The sequence below is a fragment of the Rothia sp. HMSC065G12 genome (genome assembly GCF_001811455.1).
Lineage (GTDB): Bacteria > Actinomycetota > Actinomycetes > Actinomycetales > Micrococcaceae > Rothia > Rothia dentocariosa.
In genome coordinates this window covers 34837-53998 of sequence record NZ_KV804818.1, presented here as the reverse complement: position 1 = coordinate 53998, position 19162 = coordinate 34837, and the positions used below count along the sequence as shown (strand labels likewise).

The 19162-nt window shown below is 52.8% G+C and carries 12 protein-coding genes; 7 read left to right on the top strand and 5 right to left on the bottom strand.

The window, feature by feature from the left end; translation table 11 throughout:
- Positions 1–137: 137 nt before the first annotated feature.
- Positions 138–4079: a S8 family serine peptidase gene (locus HMPREF2804_RS09305; RefSeq protein ID WP_070628083.1), complete on the bottom strand. Its 3942-nt coding sequence runs from the start codon at positions 4077–4079 to the stop codon at positions 138–140.
- Between the two features lie 430 nt (positions 4080–4509).
- Between HMPREF2804_RS09305 and HMPREF2804_RS09300 the strand changes: the two genes are divergently transcribed.
- From HMPREF2804_RS09300 to HMPREF2804_RS09280, 5 genes are all read left to right on the top strand, one after another.
- Positions 4510–5043, top strand: a complete 534-nt coding sequence (locus tag HMPREF2804_RS09300) for a DUF4870 domain-containing protein (RefSeq protein WP_065423711.1) — start codon at positions 4510–4512, stop codon at positions 5041–5043.
- Between the two features lie 114 nt (positions 5044–5157).
- Positions 5158–5721, top strand: a complete 564-nt coding sequence (locus tag HMPREF2804_RS09295; RefSeq protein WP_048752773.1) for a DUF4870 domain-containing protein — start codon at positions 5158–5160, stop codon at positions 5719–5721.
- A 56-nt stretch (positions 5722–5777) separates the two neighbouring features.
- Positions 5778–6266, top strand: coding sequence for a DUF4870 domain-containing protein (locus tag HMPREF2804_RS09290; protein WP_004006466.1), 489 nt, complete (start codon positions 5778–5780; stop codon positions 6264–6266).
- A gap of 291 nt (positions 6267–6557) precedes the next feature.
- Entirely contained in the window at positions 6558–7844 is a 1287-nt protein-coding gene (locus HMPREF2804_RS09285) for an adenylosuccinate synthase (RefSeq protein ID WP_070628081.1), read from the top strand.
- A 171-nt stretch (positions 7845–8015) separates the two neighbouring features.
- Positions 8016–9494, top strand: coding sequence for a hypothetical protein (locus HMPREF2804_RS09280; RefSeq protein WP_070628079.1), 1479 nt, complete (start codon positions 8016–8018; stop codon positions 9492–9494).
- A 740-nt stretch (positions 9495–10234) separates the two neighbouring features.
- On the opposite strand, the gene HMPREF2804_RS09275 is transcribed toward HMPREF2804_RS09280, so the two are convergent.
- Positions 10235–11575 carry a hypothetical protein gene (locus HMPREF2804_RS09275; protein WP_070628077.1) on the bottom strand — a complete coding sequence of 447 codons (1341 nt, stop codon included), beginning with the start codon at positions 11573–11575 and terminating at the stop codon, positions 10235–10237.
- Between the two features lie 95 nt (positions 11576–11670).
- Between HMPREF2804_RS09275 and HMPREF2804_RS09270 the strand changes: the two genes are divergently transcribed.
- Positions 11671–12705, top strand: a complete 1035-nt coding sequence (locus HMPREF2804_RS09270) for a magnesium and cobalt transport protein CorA (protein ID WP_070449981.1) — start codon at positions 11671–11673, stop codon at positions 12703–12705.
- 261 nt (positions 12706–12966) lie between these two features.
- The gene (locus HMPREF2804_RS09265) at positions 12967–15603 is read left to right on the top strand and encodes an HtaA domain-containing protein (protein WP_070628075.1); all 2637 of its coding nucleotides are present in this window, start codon (positions 12967–12969) and stop codon (positions 15601–15603) included.
- Positions 15604–15674: 71 nt separating this feature from the next.
- On the opposite strand, the gene HMPREF2804_RS09260 is transcribed toward HMPREF2804_RS09265, so the two are convergent.
- From HMPREF2804_RS09260 to HMPREF2804_RS09250, 3 genes are all read right to left on the bottom strand, one after another.
- Positions 15675–16337 carry a hypothetical protein gene (locus tag HMPREF2804_RS09260; protein WP_070449986.1) on the bottom strand — a complete coding sequence of 221 codons (663 nt, stop codon included), beginning with the start codon at positions 16335–16337 and terminating at the stop codon, positions 15675–15677.
- A gap of 370 nt (positions 16338–16707) precedes the next feature.
- Positions 16708–17790, bottom strand: a complete 1083-nt coding sequence (locus tag HMPREF2804_RS09255) for a FecCD family ABC transporter permease (protein WP_048754607.1) — start codon at positions 17788–17790, stop codon at positions 16708–16710.
- Positions 17787–18992, bottom strand: a complete 1206-nt coding sequence (locus tag HMPREF2804_RS09250; protein WP_070628073.1) for a FecCD family ABC transporter permease — start codon at positions 18990–18992, stop codon at positions 17787–17789. The genes HMPREF2804_RS09255 and HMPREF2804_RS09250 overlap by 4 nt, the downstream gene beginning before the upstream one ends.
- Between the last annotated feature and the right edge of the window lie 170 nt (positions 18993–19162).

Genomic DNA, 19162 nt, shown 5'->3' with positions numbered 1-19162 from the left:
GAAGGTAACAATCTACAGATGATGCGGAGTGAATATGTGTTAACCCTCGTAAGAAGCGGGGATACGCCCGAAAAGGTAGGATTTTCCCACCTTCTCGGGCGAAAACCGCTGCTCGCGGGGTGGATTAGGGGGAGGGGCTAACCCTCAGCCTTGAGCACGCCCTGGTTGTAGCGGTACAGGAACGCCGCCATCGCATCGCGGTGGATAGGCTCCAGCGGACGGTAGGTTTGATCCGGCCCCCCGGTCGTCACCTTCTGCGCGGCAAGCCACTCGATCTCGCGGTAGAACATGCTATTCGGGGCAACATCCTTAAACGTGGGCTTATCCGGTGCCGTGAAGGCCGGGCTGCCCGCATACCGGTAGAAGAACGCCGCCATTGCATCGCGGTTAACCGCATCCTGCGGACGGAAGGTGCCATCCGCATACCCCGTCGTCAGCCGCTGCGCTGCAAACCACTCGATCTCCTTGTAGAACTGGTCGCCGGGAGCCACATCCTTGAACGTGGGCGTGCTCGGCGCGGTGAACTGTGGCGAGCCCGCCAGGCGGTAGAAGTACGCCGCCATGGCGGCACGGCTCGTATTCTCGGCGGGGCGGAACGAACCATCCGGGTAGCCGGTCGTGATCCGTCGCTGCGCTAGCCAAGCGATCTCGGTGTAGAACATATCGCCCTCCTTCACATCCGTGAAGCGCGGGGCAGAAGGGGTCTCCGTGCTCTGCTCGCTCACCGGAAGCACCTGGGCGCGCTCGCCGCTTGCACCCTGAGAACCCGAAAGGTCTCCGGTGCCGTTGTGCAGGTGCAGGAAGAGAGCCTTAGCCGAACCCGCATCCGAGGCGCGGTGCAGCGTCAGCTCGGTGGTGGGGGCATCCGCGAAAATCCCGGGGATGCTCGACTCGGTACCGCTGAACCACACCTTCGGGGCGAAGGGGCTGTAGGTAATCCAGTCGGTCTGGCTGACGTTCTCCCACTCGTACTGGGTGATGGACTCAACGCTGTAGCGAATCTGCGGGGCGTTTTCGGCCGTCAACCCCAGATCCTTCAGGGGTACGCTCATGATGAGTGTGTTTGTGTCCATCATGTTTGTATCGGTATCGCCCCAGGCGCCGTTGAGCGGATAGTAGGCGAGCTGCTCCAAAGACCCGTTTTTGTAGCCCATCAGGCGCACGATCGGGAAGTCCAACCCTGCGGAACGGTCGGTTTTGAGCACATAATCGGCGCGGTTATTGCCGTCCGTATCGATATTGACTGTGAAGGTGTTTTCCTCAGAGATCACATCCCAGTTCCTCCACGTGCTGATGCCGAAGGAAAGCGTGCCTTCGTTCGGGTCTTTGCCCGCATCCTTGAGCGCGGGCGCGTTCGAGGCCGCACCCACATGCTGCAGGTTCGCCTTCATATCGCTGCTGACCCACAGGTTGCTCGGGTTAACACGATTCACCGATGCGCCCCACTCGAAGGCCCCCAGCAGGGAGCGGTATCCGCCCTGGTTCAGCTCGGTGCCCTCTAACGTGACTCGCGTCTGGGAGGAGCCAGCGGGAACCTGCACGTTGTTGCCCGCAACCTTCATGGTCGAAACCGGTTTGGGTGCCGCATGCAGGGGAACGCGCAGGGTTTGGTCGCCTTCGGCCAGCTTAATACGCCCGGATTCGGAGGCGATAAACTGCCGCGCCTGCTCGGGAACCACGGTCTTACCCGTGTTCAGGTCGATGGAGGACTGGGTCTTTTCCATCGCCGGGTCCATAGTTTTCTCCAAGCGTGCAGGGTCGATCGTGACCTTCACCTGGAAATTCTTCTTCTCACCCGGCTGAACCGTAATGCTGGAAGGCATCGAGAATTCAACGCCGGGCATATCGGTGCTTCCCGCATAGGAAATCGAGTAGGTGTGCGCCTTGGAATCGAAATTCTCGACCGTCATCTCGCGGGTGAGCGACTGCTGGCCTGCATCTGCCGCATATTCCAGCACGCCGAAAGTCTGCGAGACCTGCTCGGGACGGTCCGCGTTGTACAGAAGCACGCGGGTATCAACAGCGGCCTTCGCATCGATGCGCCCCGAACCCACGCGATCCACCGCGTAGGTATGCCCGTCGGCATCGTGCAGGTCATGGTCTGCGCTGTTCATCATCGCCGCCTTGATCTGAATCGGCGAATAATCCTGATGCGCCTGCAACACCTGCGCCGCCACACCGGAGGCAAAGGGCGCAGACATCGACGTACCCGTGTACTGAATCGAGCCCGTTCCGGTACCCACGGCGGCAGAGGAAATATTATTCCCCGGTGCAGCGAGATCGGGCTTCGTGTACCCGTACGATCCGTGGAACCCGCGTGCGCTCGAAGTTGTCAGCTCATCGAATTTACCGCTCTGAACACGCAGACCACCCTTGAGGTCTTCGCCCAGGCGAATCTCTAGGGTGCCAGCCTGTGCAGCCTCGCGAACCTTATCGGATGCGCTCTTCGCCACCCTGAAGCCCGGAATAGTTTCGTTCCCGGCTATCCCCAGTTCGGCGCGCTCTTCCTGGGAGGACAGGACAACGCCCTTAGCGCCAGCTTTCTCAGCATTGTCGAAACGGACTTTCGAGCCGCACGAAATAGTACCGTCCTCGTTTGCCCACTCGATAAAGACCCACCGATCCTTGAGCTTGGCGGCGTCTTCGGCGCTGAATGCCTCACACCCGAACTTATTCGATGCGGGCGCCGCAACGACTTGACCCCGCAGGGTCTCTTCGGAGGCTTTCGAGTAGTTATAGTCCACCGAATAGTCGCCCGGAATCTTCCCAGCAATCTGGCTGGGTGCAAGAATCTGCGCCGCATCCATGGCGTAGGTTGAACCCACCGAGTTCGCCACCGTCAGCGCCGAAATGGCATTCGCGGGCTGGCCAGAGTTCGAGTAGGTATCGCCTGCACCGTTGTATCCGTTCGCGTTACCCGCCGAGACAACGGCGAGCACACCCTGGCGGAACAGCGTTTCGACGGCGTAGGATTCCGGGTCATCTTCGGGGGAGAACTCGCCGCCAAGAGACATGTTCACCACCTGGGCACGGTCTGAGAAATCGCCGTCGCCGTTGGGGTCGAGCACCTTATCGAGAGCTTGACCCACCAGGTTGGTGGCGCCGCTGCACCCGAAGACGCGGAAGCTGTACAGCTGGGCATCCGGTGCAGAACCGGGGCCGATCTTCATCTCGCCCAGTTTCTCAGGTGTCAGCGTGGAATAGTCGCCGCGGAAGGTCTTGCCCTGCGCATCCACCCCCCAACCTGCCGCAGTACCCGCCACGTGGGTGCCGTGACCGCCGCTGATGCAGTCGATCGGGTTGTTATCGGGCACTGCCGTGTTCAGGCCGTTATAGTCGTCACCGGCAAGATCGTACCCGCCTAAGAACTTCGCGGGGTCGTAGAGACCGGACGATGCTTCCGGCATATTGGTGAGTTTCGTGGCCTCGTCAAAGGCTTCTTTCGTGCCGGGTCCGCCAAAGTCGGCGTGCGTGTAATCAATCCCTGAATCGATCACCGCAATCTTGATGCCCTTGCCGGTATACCCGGTGTTTTGCCGCGCCCAATTCTCGGCGGCCCCGGTATCGACGACGGAACCCGCATTTTGACGGTATTTCGGCACGATCGGGCTAATGCGCTCAACATCCGGGCGGGATGCGAGCTCACGGATCGCCTGGGCATCGCCCATGAGCGCCACGCCCGGCATTACGTTATGGGTGGTGTATAGAACTTTCGCGTGCGATTCTCCCGCTACGGACTGCGCCTGTGACTCTACGCGGGTCTTGATCGCCTGCACCTGTGCCTGAGCGTTCACGGGTGCCTGTCTGTTCTGCAGAACCGCCCGCGGCTGGGTCTGCTCATAGGCACCTTGACCCTTGAACTTGACGTAGACCGGTATGGTGCCCTGCGCCTTTAGCATGCTGGGGGAGAGTACCTGCTGCTGCGTGTGCTGTTGTGAGGTTCTCAGGTCTGGGTCTTGCCCTCTCAACGGTGTCTCTGCTGCGTTGAGTGGTACCGCCGTGGAGGCGATAAGACCGAGCCCCAGAACCGCCGATAACCCGATGCGGGTGCACGCCCGCCAGGTGTTGGTGGATGCCATGATGCTCCTTGTGTTTGATAGTGTCGAACCCGAGTCAGCACTTTTGGTAACTACGGTTCGGTGTGATATACAAGCGCATCGCGTTTTAAAAAACAACGATGTGTCTTGCACTATCAATTCTAAGAAGTTTTACTCTAAAGTTTTATCAAGGACACCAAAAATATTTATAAAATTTATACATAAATGTAAATTCTTTACTTCTATAGTTTTATATACTCCCTCAAAACACCCGGTATTCGTGCCACAAAAATCTACCGTATAAATATGGTGCGCGCTATGATAAAAAGACCAAAAACACCGAATAAAATACCTTGTCGAAGCTGAGTTGCTCGCGTGGTCGAGCACGGTAAGGATGCTGTGCCCGGCTCGCATGGAAGTCTGCATCAGACCCGACGGGGTGGGGCAGCAGCCTCAAGAATGGAATATTGTCATGAGTCAGCCAAATTTTGATCCCAACCACAACCCTTATCAGCAGAACCCGCAACCTAACCAGGGACAGTACCAACAGCCGTACCCGCCGGGGCAGCCTATATACGTGACTCAACAAACCAACGATGTCAGTACGGTTGCCATGTGGGGACATCTTTCCGGGCTTTTAGGTGGGTTTATTATTCCACTCGTTATCTGGGCTATCTACAAAGATAAGCCCGGGTACGAACTGGCACGCCGCGCCGCCGCGCGGGCCTTCAATTTTGGGCTGACGGGATACCTGATTGTTCTTATCACCCTGCTGAGCGGGTTTGTCTATATTTTTACGATGGTCGTACCCGGTATGGCATCGACTAACGATCCGAGCACCGCTGTTTCCAGTGCCATGGGGATGTTCGCACCCATAACCCTCATGGTTCTGATAAGCTGCGTTGTCCAGATTATGATGATTATTTTCCAGATTATTGCCGCGGTTAAATCAAACTCTGGTGAAGACTATAAGTACCCTCTGCCCACCCTGCCTATCCTGCGATAGCACCGAGACGGCGGGCGCATCGGGCAGGAGTTTTGAGCAAACTTTTGAAGATGGACGCCGTGAAAAGCTTGAACACGAAACACAAAGACGACAACACACAGAACAGGTGAAAACATGAGCCAGTCAAACCCAAATTTTGACCCCAACCAAGACCCTTATCAGCAGAATCCACAGCCTAACCAAGGCCAGCAGCCATACCCGCCGGGATACGGCCCACAGCAGCCGAGCCAAGGCTACCCACAACCGGGTTACGGGCAGCCGGTCTACGTGATACAGCAGCCCACCGACGTTAACAACATGGCGATGCTCGCGCATCTTTCCGGGATTGCAGGATTCTTAATTCCGTTGATCTTCTGGGCGGTTTACAAAGACAAGCCCGGCTATGAGCGGGTACGCAGCGCCGCCGCACGAGCCTTCAACCTGGGCGTGACCATGGTTATCACTATTTTCAGTTCATTCCTGCTGCTGGTTCTGCTGATGGTAATATCCCTCATCATAGGGGCGCAAAGCCAATCCGGCGAACCATTTATGCTGTTCTTTACGATGTTTCCCATACTGTGGCTTCTGATCGCAGGCTTGGGCGTTACCGCTGTCGTGTTCCACATTATCGGGGCGGTCAAAGCAAATTCCGGTGAGGACTATAAATATCCTCTCCCCACGATTCCCATGTTGCGTTAAGGTAGGCGGCATATACTGTAAAACACAGCCCAACACGCTGCATTGAGGAGGTTCTTATGACCTACGACCCTAACTACAACAACGGACAGCCGAACTACCAGAATCAGCCCGGTTATAACCAACAGTCGGGTTCGGGTTACAGCCAGCAACGGCCAGAATATAACCACCAAGGTATTACCCCGGACGCAAAAAACATGGCGATATTCGCGCACCTCTCATCGCTTCTCGCCATGCTGCTGTCGCTGAACACGCTGAGCTTCATAGCCCCGCTCATCTTCTGGCTCATCTACAAAGACAAGCCCGGCTACGAATTCACCAAAGAATCATCGCGCCGCGCCTTCAATTTCAACTTCTCCATGTGGGTTATTAACACCGCCGCATTCCTCCTGATGGTTATCACCCTCTTCATCATGTCTCCGATATGGTTTTTGGTGGTATCAGTCACCGGCATACTCATGATTATCTTCCACATCTTAGGCGCTATCGCGGCTAATCGCGGTGAAATGTACGACTACCCCATGACCTTCATCAAGATTCTCAAATAAGAAAGTTCATGCGGTACCTGGGGCATACACCCGGGCATAATTCACGGATGCGCGCTCGCGGCAGGTTGCCCCGGGCGCGCATCCTGTATGTTGGCCCTCCAAAGTGGCTTTTACCGCCGAATCACGGGGTTTACGCCGCAGAGACTCACGGAAAAGATGTGTTGCAATCGCTAAATAATAGATGCACCTTCACAGGGTCGCGTTATGATTAACAAATGTGTGCCTAAGAGGGTTTGAAGAACCCGCGCACGGCCGCCGAAACGGCGGGGACTACATCCTAGAGGAGCAAGAATGTCAGCTGTTGTGATCGTGGGCGCCCAGTGGGGCGATGAAGGTAAAGGTAAGGCAACCGACCTGCTCGGACCCCGCGCGGACTACGTGGTCAAGCCGAACGGCGGCAACAACGCTGGACATACCGTGGTGGTGAACGGCCAAAAATTTGAGCTTAAGCTGCTGCCCGCCGGCATTCTGAGCGAGAACGCAACCCCCGTGATCGGCAACGGCGTGGTGGTGAACCCGGAGGCACTTTTCTCTGAGATTGAGGGTCTGCAGGCGCGCGGCGCCGACACCTCTAAACTCAAAATCTCGGCAAATGCCCACCTTGTGGCACCGTACCACCAGACGATGGATAAGGTCACCGAACGTTTCTTGGGGAAGCGCGCAATCGGCACGACCGGGCGCGGTATTGGGCCTGCCTACATGGATAAGGTAGGGCGCTTAGGTATTCGCATGCAGGATATTTTGGATGAGTCGATTCTGTGGCAGAAGGTTGAAGGCGCGCTGCGGCAGAAAAACCAGCTGCTCGTGAAGGTGTACAACCGCCGCCATGTTGAGGCAGACGAGATCGTGGACTATTTCATGTCTTACGCCGAGCGGCTCAAACCCATGATCGTTGATACTACTCAGCTGCTCAATAAGGCGCTGGATGAGGGTAAAACCCTGCTCATGGAGGGCGGCCAGGCGACCTTCCTCGACGTCGATCACGGCACCTACCCGTTCGTGACCTCCTCAAACCCGACCGCCGGGGGCGCCTGCGTGGGATCAGGTGTTGGCCCAACCCGCATTTCCCGCGTGATTGGTATTCAGAAGGCATACACCACCCGCGTGGGTGCTGGCCCGTTCCCCACCGAGCTCTTCGATAAGATGGGCGATTTCCTGCGTACAACCGGCGGCGAGTTCGGTGTGAACACGGGGCGTCCACGCCGATGCGGCTGGTACGATGCGGTGCTTGCGCGCCAGGCGGTGCGCATCAACGGGTTTACCGACCTGTTTATCACCAAGCTGGATGTACTCACCGGTCTTGAGAAGGTCCCCGTATGCGTGGCGTATGAGGTGGACGGCGTGCGCTTTGATGAAATACCGATGACGCAGACCGATTTTCACCACGCGAAACCGATTTACGAGTACTTCGACGGCTGGAACGAGAGCATTTCGGATGCGAAAACCCTGGACGAGCTGCCCGAGAACGCCCGCAAATATGTGCATAAGCTTGAAGAACTTTCTGGCTGCCGCATCTCGGCGATCGGCGTAGGCCCCGACCGCGACCAGACTATTGTGGTCCGCGATTTGATGGATTAGGCTCGTCATAATCTGAAGGAATCTATTGACAGAACGTTCTGAAAACCGGTAGATTAATTATCGGTAGTAGTGGGGCTTGGCCCCTCAGAACGCCGTTCCGGATGCCGTAACTTTAGAAGTTGCGGCATCACGTGTATATAAAATTAATCTGGATAACTGGAGGTAAAAACAATGAACGAGCCACTTGTACGTAATAATGAGTTGCTAGATCAAGTGGTGACGGACGCAACTAAAATTGGGCGATCTTTATATGAGATTTCAAGACATGGTTTAAAAGAAGGAACAGACTCAAGTAAAATATTACCGCCAAGATTTACTAACTTAAATAATTATAAAAAAGGAAGTGAAAATTATAATTTATATCACATAGATAGTCAATCACGGATAAATGATATAGATTTTGATTGGGCGATTATAACTTTAATGAAACTAATCGATATCTCGTATAAAAATAGAAATTTTTCATGTCATGAAGAGGAAGAATATGTGTATGAAGTAAAAAAGTGGAGAATATATATTGTGCGGGCGCTTCAAAGAATATATCTACTTAAAAATTCATCGCAAAAACAGTATGTAGGAGAGTGTCGAGATTTCGGTAAACTATTCAGTTTTATAGTTGATTGTTTGTTTTTGGAACGTGCTAAGGAACATAATGATGTAGCACTTATATGGGGGGATCCTGATGAATTCTATTCGACGATAGTGTTTGCCCCAAAGGTCCCTGTTGAAGAAGATATAAATAGTTTACTTAGTGATCTATCTTGTGAAACCCTTGCTAAGGTTATTGATATAATATGGTATGGAATAAATATTGATGACAATGTCATTAAATTACTATTTAAGGAATCTAGGATTCTGAAGCATATTCCTACGTCTGGGGCAGGGAAAGATATTTGGTTTGGTTTGCACATGAGACTATCCCTATTACTTAATATTCTAAAGAAAAATCATAATAATCTTACGTTCGTTAATAAAAATAGTTTTTTGAATGTATCGATGTACTCTTGCACGACGAAGCAAAAAATTGTTTATACTTCTCTAAATTATTATGGTCTTTGCCTTAACTCATGCAGTGAAGATAGTTATAATTTATTTCCCCTGTATATTTTAGGGGAATATGTATGGTTTTCTCCTCGAATCCTAGAGGCATCAATATCATTGTGGCTATCTCAAGAAATTGATAGAAATAGTGATATACGAGAAAAAGCTATCTCTGGGTCCTTTGAGTTGAAAGTCATTAATTTATTGCGCCGAAATAATTATATTGCCGGCGAGGTGACCCAGAATGGTTTCTGGAGAAATGATCAACCTGGCGAAGACCTCTCAGGTAAACAAAAATCTGGTCTTACTGGTCAAATAGATGTATTAGCAAGAAATGGGAAAGGAGACCTCATTGTATTAGAATGTAAATCTGTTAAGCCATTTGGAAATCCGAGGAATGTGGCCGGAAAAATTAGAAATGATGATTCTTCTTGGCGAAGAAATCTAGCTAAAAAGATTGATTGGGTGGAAAATATTTTTAAACAGAAGATTAGTTATTCTGCAATTGTTCAGGAAGGTTATATATATAAAGATCCATCCGAGGATAGCGCAGATATACCTGTCATTAATTTTAATGATTTGGAGAAAAAGATAATAATTACTCGATAAAGGTTTAAATCCTACGGGTTATTCGTTGAGGTTGTTCTATAGCCAGAAGATTCATGCCCACGTATCGCCAAGAACATTCTGAGGTAGGAACTGATGGGTCTGCGTACCTGTACGCTAGGATCCGCTAATACTTGTTTTGGACGATGACACGCTCCACCGCCGTCCGGTGGTGGTTGATTTGCTAGTTCACATTTTTACATCATGGGTGAGGAGGCTCCTTCCCGATGATGATTTCTTAGTCCCTCAATAGCAGTGCTACAAGCGCTTAGCAGGGCTTATGGCACGTTGGACACAACTGGATGCAGAATCTCCAGCAGTGTTGTCTCTATCTTCGTGATGACACAGCTGATTGGTAGGCTGGAAGACACCTGAAACGTTCGGCGAGGGTTTCTCCTCGGTGTATGATTCTGGCACAGGTATAACAGGGTGGGCTTTTAGCACTTATGTATGTCAGGGCGCGGGGTATTTGGGCTGTCCTAGGCCAAGATACTGTTGAGTAAATGTACAGGATAGCGAGTTGCGTTGCGGTGAGCTTGGATCTACGGTGAGTATGTAATGGGTTCTACCTGTGCGTGGATTGGTGGTTGTTAGTTTTTCACCATCATACGCCCTTTAAGGTTAGGGATCGTTGTTTTTGCGCGTAGTGGGGTGGGATACCTAAATGAATAACTCTTCTTGGTGTAAGTAAAGGAATACCATCGTCCCGATAGTATTAAAATAAACAGTCCTTAAGGTTATATTCAGTCATCCTTTTTTCGTTCAATAATCTTATATATTATACAGATAACAAGCCCCAAAGTTATAAGCTGTATAATGCTAAAGAAAAGTGTTAAGGGGTCTTGATGCTGAGTATTTTCGGGGGGAGTAGATAAATTGTGTATGAAATTTATAATAGATATACTGTCACTCATTCCAGAGACAACCCCAGGTACAATCATTAGAAGGGCTATATACAATGCATACTTAGATATATAGCCTTGTTGTCTATTTGATTGCAAATCATGAGCTTTTGAGGATATTTCTGCTAAGCTTTCGATATCTTTTGTAAAAGATGTATATAACTCCTTAAATTCTCTAACTTCATATATAAGGTTCATAATAGATATATGTTGTCCAGTATGGGATATGTGATTATTGAATCTGTACCTCATGCTATTTTCCTGAATCTCTTTTTGTAGTAGTATTATATTATTTGTCCTACTGTATAAATTTATCCCTTCAGCATATTTTATATTTATAGTATCAATCATTTGTGATTCATAGTACTCTATTATGTGCTCTTGAAGCAGAATAAAGACAAATCCATCTAAGTGAAACCCTAGGGCGTATGAAATACCATATTTATACTTTGGTGATATATAGTAACATGCACCATGACGTGCTATGTATACTCCCCAGTATTTACTTAATTTATAGTAAGCATTAGGTTTTTTATTAGACCATCTAATAATTTGGTGTTTATTAGGATTCCTGGATGTTGCAAATGAGTAACTTGTAAATACTTCAGAGAGCATTTCAAAGGAATTAATATCTTCAATATTGTTGTCCGGTACTTGTAATTTAAATTCTGAGTAACATACATGATAAACTTTCTTTCGTGATGAATGAGAACTTTTTTGCGTTCTCGGAATTAGTATTCCAGAAAGATTTAGCTTTTCAATTACTTCATATATTTTATTATGTCTAGAGAGCTTATTGATTTTATCTTTAATTTCTTTGAAGGGTCCGGTTATATCAGTAACTAAAGTTATTTGTGCGGGAATTTCTTCGGATTTAATTAAGTCAGGGCTTACTGTTAAAATATCGACCCATTTTATTTCAATATTAAATATTTTTTTATCTATTAATTTATAAAATCTAGTAGGTATTACGCTATCTTTTCTTGCATTTATTCCATATATGTAAGGAAGCATCGGTGTGGGAAAGTTATCTACTCTGTCTTTGGCATCGCTTGCATAATAGGAATTTGAATCTTCCCTTCTAGGAGTCTTTATTGGCTTGGCGCCAGCATTCCAGTCCTCTTTTAATTTATTGAGAGAACCCCTGTCTATCTCTATGTTGCAGATGAAAGCGGTAATCATATCGTATCTCCTTATAACTAAAGTTATTTTATATTCTAGCAACATGCGTTGTATCTAGGTTATGTGGCATGTGTGTTTACCCCTACACTTAACCTATGTCGTATGTAACCGGTGCTATTTATCCGCAGCAGGACCGCATTCGTATGGGGGTTACCCAGTCCGAGGCGCTTGATGCTTACCGTGAGGGCGGCGCAAGCGTGGCGCTCGGCTACATGACCCCGAACGCGCGGGAGCTGCGCGAGCTTCAGCAAACCTTCAACCTGCACGAACTTGCGCTCGAAGACGCCTCGCACGGGCATCAGCGCGCCAAACTTGAAAGCTACGAAGGCTCCCTGTTTGCGGTGGTACGCCCCGCCATCTACCTGGATGCCGAAGAAGAGGTGCGCCTGGGCGAGATGCACATGTTCCTGGGGCGTGACTACCTGTTGAGCATCGTGAACGACCAGATACATCCGCAGCAGGCAGTGTACGAACGCTTCAACCTGATCTACGCCACTCCGGACGGCTCGCCCATACGCCTGCTGCACCGCATCATCGACCAGACGGTAGACGGTTACATGCCGGTGCTCGAAGGGCTCGAAAACGACGGCGATGAAATTGAGAATGCGCTCTTCCAAGAAACCGGCGCTGGCGACCGCACACTGTCACGCCGCACCTACGAACTGCTCAACCAGGTTGCCGATTTTCAGCGTGCCTGCAAACCGCTCGATATGATGCTCGCGCGCATCATGCAGCAGATTCGTGACGGCGTACTTGACGTCAGCCCCTATACGGGCGCTACCGCAACCGAAATCGCGCAGGAGAAGGATGAGCTGCAGCGGCAGTTCCGCAATATTCAGGATCACGTGGTGCAGGTTAAGGAGCGCCTAGAGGATCTGCGCACATCCCTGCAGAACACGCTTACGGTGCACGATACGATTGTGGCGCAGCAGCAAAACGAAGATATGAAGCGTATTTCGGCGGGTGCCGCAATCCTGGTGGTGCCTACGATTATTGGGTCTATCTACGGTATGAACTTTGAGGATATGCCCGAGCTGAAGTGGACTTACGGATACCCGGCATCGCTCGTGCTCATGGTGGTGGCGTGTGTGGTGGTGTATCTCTTCTTTAAAAAGCGCGGCTGGTTCTAGCCGTAATATTAAGCATTTTAGAAGAGTATATTAAAAACATTCTCACGGTATTTAGTGTTAGAAATATCGAATAAAATCTAGAGTTTTCGGTGGTCTGCATGTTGTTGTTAGCGCTCTATTGCAGCGAAGTGAGGGCATTGTAGTGTATGAACATTTTGTAGCGACAACTCGTCACAGAGTGGCGTTAAGCTCTTTTGTATTAAGGGTAGGATGTTGCTACATTAAGGGTGTCCTAACTCAATAGATCAACGAGGATTACACATGTCTTTCACGTTTGCATCACGCCAGCGCACCCTCAGACGCATCTGCGCACTCACTCTCGCAGGCGCCATGCTCTTGCCCGCAACTCCGCTTTTGGCTGTGAACGCTCACGCCGATTCCGGTGTAGCGGTAACCGCCGAACAGAACCAGAGCACCGGAAATATCACCTGGGGTATCAAAACCTCATTCCGCAATTACATCGGCGAACCGTACAAGGTCAGCGAAGGCGCAAGCTACAACTCCACCGACCTGTTCACCTTCCCCAACCAAGAAGCCAAAGTTTCCGAGGACGGTAACCAAGTTTCACTTCAGGGATCCGGCAAAGTTCAATATATCTCGCACTGCGCCGACCGCAATAAACCCGAAGAATGCTCGCTAAACCTAACGCTCTCAAACCCGCGCATCGAGATGGATGCGGCACAGGGCACCGGTACGCTCTACATGGTTGTGCGCACCAAAAATTACACCTCCGGGCAGTGGGAAGGACCCCACGAAATCCCGATGGCGAAGCTCTCGCTCAAGACCGCTCAGCAGAGTGAAAAAGACGGCGTTGTCACCTGGAGCAATGTTGCGGCTAATCTCACCGCCGAAGGTAATCACGCATTCTCGAACTTCTACGAAGACGGCGTGGGGCTGGACGCTCTCACCTTTTCGTATTCCGGTACTAAAGCGAAAGATGCCCAAAACAGCGGCTATAAACTGGGTGAGAGCCTGAACTCGGGTACCGATATTAATAATCCGCAAAATACCGTGCGCGCGGGCTCTTATCTTTTCTACGCGGCAGGTAAAAGCTTCGGCGGCGGGGCGGATGCACGCTACGCGGTCATCGACCCAAAGACTTTGCAGCAGACAGAGTCTGCAACCCTGCCGATGGGTTCCAGCGCGCACTTTGCCGCCAACCCCGCCACCGGCGATATCGTGTTTGTGAACGCGAATACTCGCGCCTTGGAACGCTACCGGGTAGATGAATCCGGCAAGCTTGTATCTCAGGGTACTTTCGCGGGTGTCACCTTCAGCGAATCCGAAAATATTCTGGCGCTCGGTTACAACGAAGCGACCAACAGCTGGGCTGTGCTCACCGCCGATAGCAGCGGGCAGGCGCGGTACGTCAACGTCGCCTCTGATGGCACGGTGAAAGCGCAAACCGTCAAATCTCCGCTGGACTTTGACCCCTCGGTGGCACACGCCGATGACCTGAGCGAATATTATGGCGACGTTTTCACCGGAAGCACCCGCACGCTTGCGCCGCTGCCCGACGGCTCGTTCCTATACAGCCCCAATAAATCTGTGTACAACGAAGAGGGCAATAAGATTCAGAACGGTCAGCTGCTTCACCTGAGCGCTCAGGGTATTTCGGTGGTTGAGCAAACCCAGCCCAAGGATGCGGAAGAGGCAGCCAGCCTCAACGGCCTGCTCACCACCCCGGACGGATATGTCTACCGGTGGAATAACTACGCCGCAAGCACCAGTGCCGTGCAGGTTCTCAAGTACGATGGTTCTTCCTTCACAACGGTGCGCGAAAGCTCCACAGCGCCGCACGGTATGGGGGCGATCGCATCGTTCTTCACCGCTGGCGACAAGATTGTGGCGGTCGATTCCGCAAACGGCCGCCTGGTCTGGATGTCAAAGACCCTTGAATTTGATCACGATGTGCCGCTCTCTGACTTGCGTTCGACCGATAAGAGCGGGTCGTACAACGCGCTTGAGCTGCCGAATGGGGATATTATCTTCCCCACGATGGTTGAGAAGAATGACGGTCTGGAATCTAACCTGTGGCTCAACCGTCTGGTGAATACAGCTAAGACACCGGAACCCGAACAGCCGAAACCTGCTGATCCGACCCCGGAACCCACCCCTGAGCCGACGCAACCCGCGCCCGAGCCCAGCAAACCGGCTGAAACACCGACTCCCGAGCCGTCGGAAAGCTCCGAGGCACCAGCGCCTGAGCCCAGCAAACCGGCTGACCCTGCTCCAACCCCTGAACCGAGTAAATCAGCTGACCCGGCCCCGACGGCCCCCGCACCGGAACCTTCGAAGCCTACCGAGCCGGAGCCCAGTAAGCCTGCCGAACCTGAGCCGAGTAAACCGGCAGAGCCCGCTCAGTCGTTCTCGGATGTGCACGAAGGCGATATGTTCTACCGCGAGATTACCTGGCTTGCCGGGCAGAACATCACGACCGGCTGGGTCGACGGCACGTTCCGCCCGCACGAAAGCATCGAACGTGAGGCTATTGCGGCGTTCTTCTATCGTATGTCCGGCTCGCCCGAGGTACAGCTGCCGAAGGAATCCCCCTTTACCGATGTGAAGGAAGGCGACCCCTTCTACAAGGAAATCGTCTGGTTCCAGCAGCAAGGTATTACAACCGGCTGGCCTGATAAGACCTTCCGTCCGCACGATCCCGTCAGCCGCGAGGCTATGGCGGCATTCTTCTACCGGTACTCTGGGAAACCGCCGGTTAAAGTGCAGAATGCGCCCTTCAAGGATGTTCCCGAACAGAACATGTTCTACCGTGAAATTGCTTGGCTGCATGACAGCAAGATTACGACCGGTTGGGATGATGGAACGTTCCGTCCCCACGAGAGCATCAGTCGTGAGGCTATGGCGGCGTTCCTGTACCGTTACGCACACCGTGGCTAATCCGTAACCGTGCTGGCTCCCCGCGCACCGCATCGTTCGGTGAGTGGGGAGCTTTGCTCTGCCCGAAAACCCTAAGCGGTCATACCGTAATCTTCGCGGATGCGGCGACGCACGTCCCGGCGTTCCCGTTTGAATTTGGTGCAGGCGTCCTTGGGGTTTTCGCACTCCCACAGGTCCCATTCACTCACATCAAGCCCCATCATGGCGACTTCCAGCAGGCCCAGCATATTGAGGAACTGTGCGGTATTAATCCTGAAATCGCCGGAACCCGGGCGGCTCTCGGTGGCGAAAGCATACCCTTCCAAGGGCAACACCCGCGGCGCCCAATGCTTATACCAGGCATCACCGTAACGGGGGCTGCAATACATACGCGTCAGCGCCAGCTTGGTGCCCTGAATCCGCTCGAAACGAAGACCAATCTCAAGCTGATCGTGCGGGAAAACCATTAGGATAGCGTTCTGCGCCGCCCGGCGTAATTCGTGAAGATTTTGCTGGAATCCGGCCTCGCCATAACGATGCTGAGTGAGCATCCGGGTGCAGGAATTTGACGCCGGGGCGACCTGCAGACAAACACGCTCGGCAATGAGCTGTTCTAAATCGCGGCGAATGGCCTCTATATCGAAGGTTTCGTGGTGTACGAGCGTTCCCGTGGACATGAGGAACTGATGATCGGCGCTAACAATATCCTCGGCGGTTGCAACGATGCGGGATGCGCTTAGGGGGTGCTGTGCCATAGGTGCTGATCCTCTCGATGGGGTGCCGCCCCGTGAAGGTGCGGGGTGTTTTTCTGATACCTCGACGGTACCTAGGCACCCTGACACTTTAACCGTGCCGAGCCGCCAAGAGAGAATTGCATGCGATGTATATTCCAGATGTGGAATGTGGAATATATGCTCTGACAAGTTTATATATCGTTTTTGGAATATAGCTATGTGGGTTAATAAAGAGATGGAAAAACCCACATGTATTCATGGGTGCAGGATTTAGTCGCTTTACAGGGCCCCTGTCAGACTCGTTCGTACCTCACTCGCCTGACATCCCTAGGCGCTTTAAACCCTGCACCCCTGCGGCATGGATACGTCCGCACATTTTTAGAAACCCAAGTTACTTACTCCGGTGCAGAAGCCACAGCATATAGGCACCGCCCAGAGCACCAGTCATCAGTCCGACCGGAATCTGGAAGGGTGAAAGAATCCGTGATGCCGCATAGTCAGCCGTCACCAACAGGGCTGAACCCAGAAGCGCTGAGTGCCACATCGCCGTACCCGGGGTATTCCACAGCCGCCGCGCAATCTGCGGGGCAACGAGCGCCAAGAAACCTATGGGCCCTGACATTGAGATAGCGACCGCCACCAAGAGTACTGCTGCGGCTACCAAAATATTGATCGTGCGCCGTACCGGTAAGCCCAAGCCCGCCGCCAGGTCTTCGCCCAGTTCTAGGGTGCGCAGGTAGCGGGTGAGCATCAGCACGAGTGGAATCGTAATCGCAAGCGCTATCGCTGGTGCTGTCACCTGGTCCCAAGAAATCGCATTGAGCGAGCCGTGCTGCCAGGTCTTGGCCGCCTCCGCCTTTTCCAGATCGGAGCGTGTGATTAGATAATCATTGACCGATGCGAGCATAGCGCTGACCGCAATACCGATCAGTACCATGCGCTGCCCCATAGAAGCGCCGCCGCGTATACCCGCAAGCAGCATTACCACGGTGGCGGTGAGGAAGCCGCCGATAAGTGCGCCCATGCCGATACTCACGCCGGAATTGTCGAAGGATCCGACCAGAATGATGGAGAGCGCGCCGGTTGCCGAACCGACCGTGAAGCCGATGATGTCCGGCGAGCCGAGGGAGTTGCGGGAAACCGATTGGAAGATAGCCCCGGAAAGCCCCAGTGCCGCACCCACAACGGCAGCCGCCACGATTCTTGGCAGATATTGATCCAGAATAAAATACCGGTCAATATCGCTGCCGCCGCCCTGAAAAAGTACGTTCAGCACGTTGGCGGGGGAAATATTGTAGGTGCCATACATGAGCGTCATGCAGGCGGCCACTACCATGATCGCAATTACCAAAAGTGTGCGCGGCAGGGGAGTGCGGTACCGCCCGGGAATAGTCGGTCGTGCGCCGGATTTTCTGCGGGGATTCGGGGATGTGCTCGCCGCATTGAACTTATTCGTGTGCGTCGTTTGGCTCACCGGGAACCTCCCGCCGTCTGCGGAGCCGTCCCTGCCTGTTCGTGCTGTGCCGCCTTCACACCCAGGATGCTGCGCTTGCGGCCTTTCGCCCCGGAACTAAGCCGAAGTACCAGGACCATGAGCACGGGTGCACCGATGAACGCGGTCACGATACCGACTTCAAGTTCCCCGGGAAGAACAAGCACGCGCCCGGCAATATCGGCGGTCAGAACCAGCACCGGTCCGTAGACGAGCGAAAGCGGTAAAACCCGTGCAATATCGGTGCCCACCAGCAGGCGCACCGCATGCGGAACCACTAACCCCACAAATCCGATGGGTCCGGCCACCGCAGTCGCCGCGCCGCATAGAGCCATAATCGCCACGATACAGGCACCGCGCACGAGGGTGACCGGCACGCCCAGGCCGGATGCCGCATCCTCACCTAGCGCTAGGGCACGCAGGGGGCCGATAAGAATGAACGATAGAACCAGCCCCAACACCACGAGGGGAAGCGCCGCGAAAACCTGCTCGTAGGTACGGTTTTCTAGGGAACCGACCACCCAGAACCGGTGTGAGTCGAAAGCCCGGGAATTGAACATAGTAATAATGCCGGTGATCGTTCCCAAACAGGCATTTACCGCAACGCCCGTAAGCACTAGGCGGGCGGTAGAATCCAGGTTCGGCTTGGAATCAATAAGACCCAGCAGGAATACCGTGCCCGCCGCAAGACCAGAACCGGCGAGCGCTAACCACAGCTGCACGAAGGGTGAAGATACCCCGAAAATGCCGACGCCCACAACGACCGCAACGGCCGCCCCGGAGTTCACGCCCAGCAGCCCCGGTTCGGCAAGCGGGTTGCGCGAGAGCGCCTGCATAATAACGCCCGCAACCGCCAGCGCCGCGCCCACCATAATAGCGGCGAGTGTGCGGGGCATCCGCTTGAACCAAATCAGTTTTGATTCGATCGTGGCGGCATCCGGGTGCAGAAAGCCGTCGAGTGCCTTCTCGAAGGAAAACATGCGCGAACCGACTGCCCCGGAGAGCACGATAAGAACCGCTAAAAGAGCCAGCCCTATCAGAAGTGCCAGACCCCAACGTGATAGCGAAGGCTTTGGGGTGCTCGACTGTTCGGCTGATGCCGCAGTCGTGCTCTGGGCGGATGCGCCCGCCCCGTCAGACCTGGAAGCGACGGGCTGTTTACCCCGGCGGGGCGATGAACTCATAGGCGTACTCTATCTTGTGGTGATCGGGAGGTTATGTGTGGTGGGGTCTCATGCCGGTTTGCTGCCCGAAATTCAGGGTAGTAGCCGCATAATATTTAGGACATATTTATGTGATTTATCCTACGTCAATATGGGGCTGATATGGCATTATCTATTTTATAAGGGTATCC

Excerpts from the sequence above, each read along its gene's own strand:
- HMPREF2804_RS09285 (WP_070628081.1), top strand. The coding sequence starts at position 6,558 with ATGTCAGCTGTTGTGATCGTGGGCGCCCAGTGGGGCGATGAAGGTAAA.
- HMPREF2804_RS09290 (WP_004006466.1), top strand. The coding sequence starts at position 5,778 with ATGACCTACGACCCTAACTACAACAACGGACAGCCGAACTACCAGAAT.
- HMPREF2804_RS09295 (WP_048752773.1), top strand. The coding sequence starts at position 5,158 with ATGAGCCAGTCAAACCCAAATTTTGACCCCAACCAAGACCCTTATCAG.
- HMPREF2804_RS09270 (WP_070449981.1), top strand. The coding sequence starts at position 11,671 with ATGTCGTATGTAACCGGTGCTATTTATCCGCAGCAGGACCGCATTCGT.
- HMPREF2804_RS09260 (WP_070449986.1), bottom strand. The coding sequence starts at position 16,337 with ATGGCACAGCACCCCCTAAGCGCATCCCGCATCGTTGCAACCGCCGAG.
- HMPREF2804_RS09265 (WP_070628075.1), top strand. The coding sequence starts at position 12,967 with ATGTCTTTCACGTTTGCATCACGCCAGCGCACCCTCAGACGCATCTGC.
- HMPREF2804_RS09305 (WP_070628083.1), bottom strand. The coding sequence starts at position 4,079 with ATGGCATCCACCAACACCTGGCGGGCGTGCACCCGCATCGGGTTATCG.
- HMPREF2804_RS09275 (WP_070628077.1), bottom strand. The coding sequence starts at position 11,575 with ATGATTACCGCTTTCATCTGCAACATAGAGATAGACAGGGGTTCTCTC.
- HMPREF2804_RS09250 (WP_070628073.1), bottom strand. The coding sequence starts at position 18,992 with ATGAGTTCATCGCCCCGCCGGGGTAAACAGCCCGTCGCTTCCAGGTCT.
- HMPREF2804_RS09280 (WP_070628079.1), top strand. The coding sequence starts at position 8,016 with ATGAACGAGCCACTTGTACGTAATAATGAGTTGCTAGATCAAGTGGTG.
- HMPREF2804_RS09300 (WP_065423711.1), top strand. The coding sequence starts at position 4,510 with ATGAGTCAGCCAAATTTTGATCCCAACCACAACCCTTATCAGCAGAAC.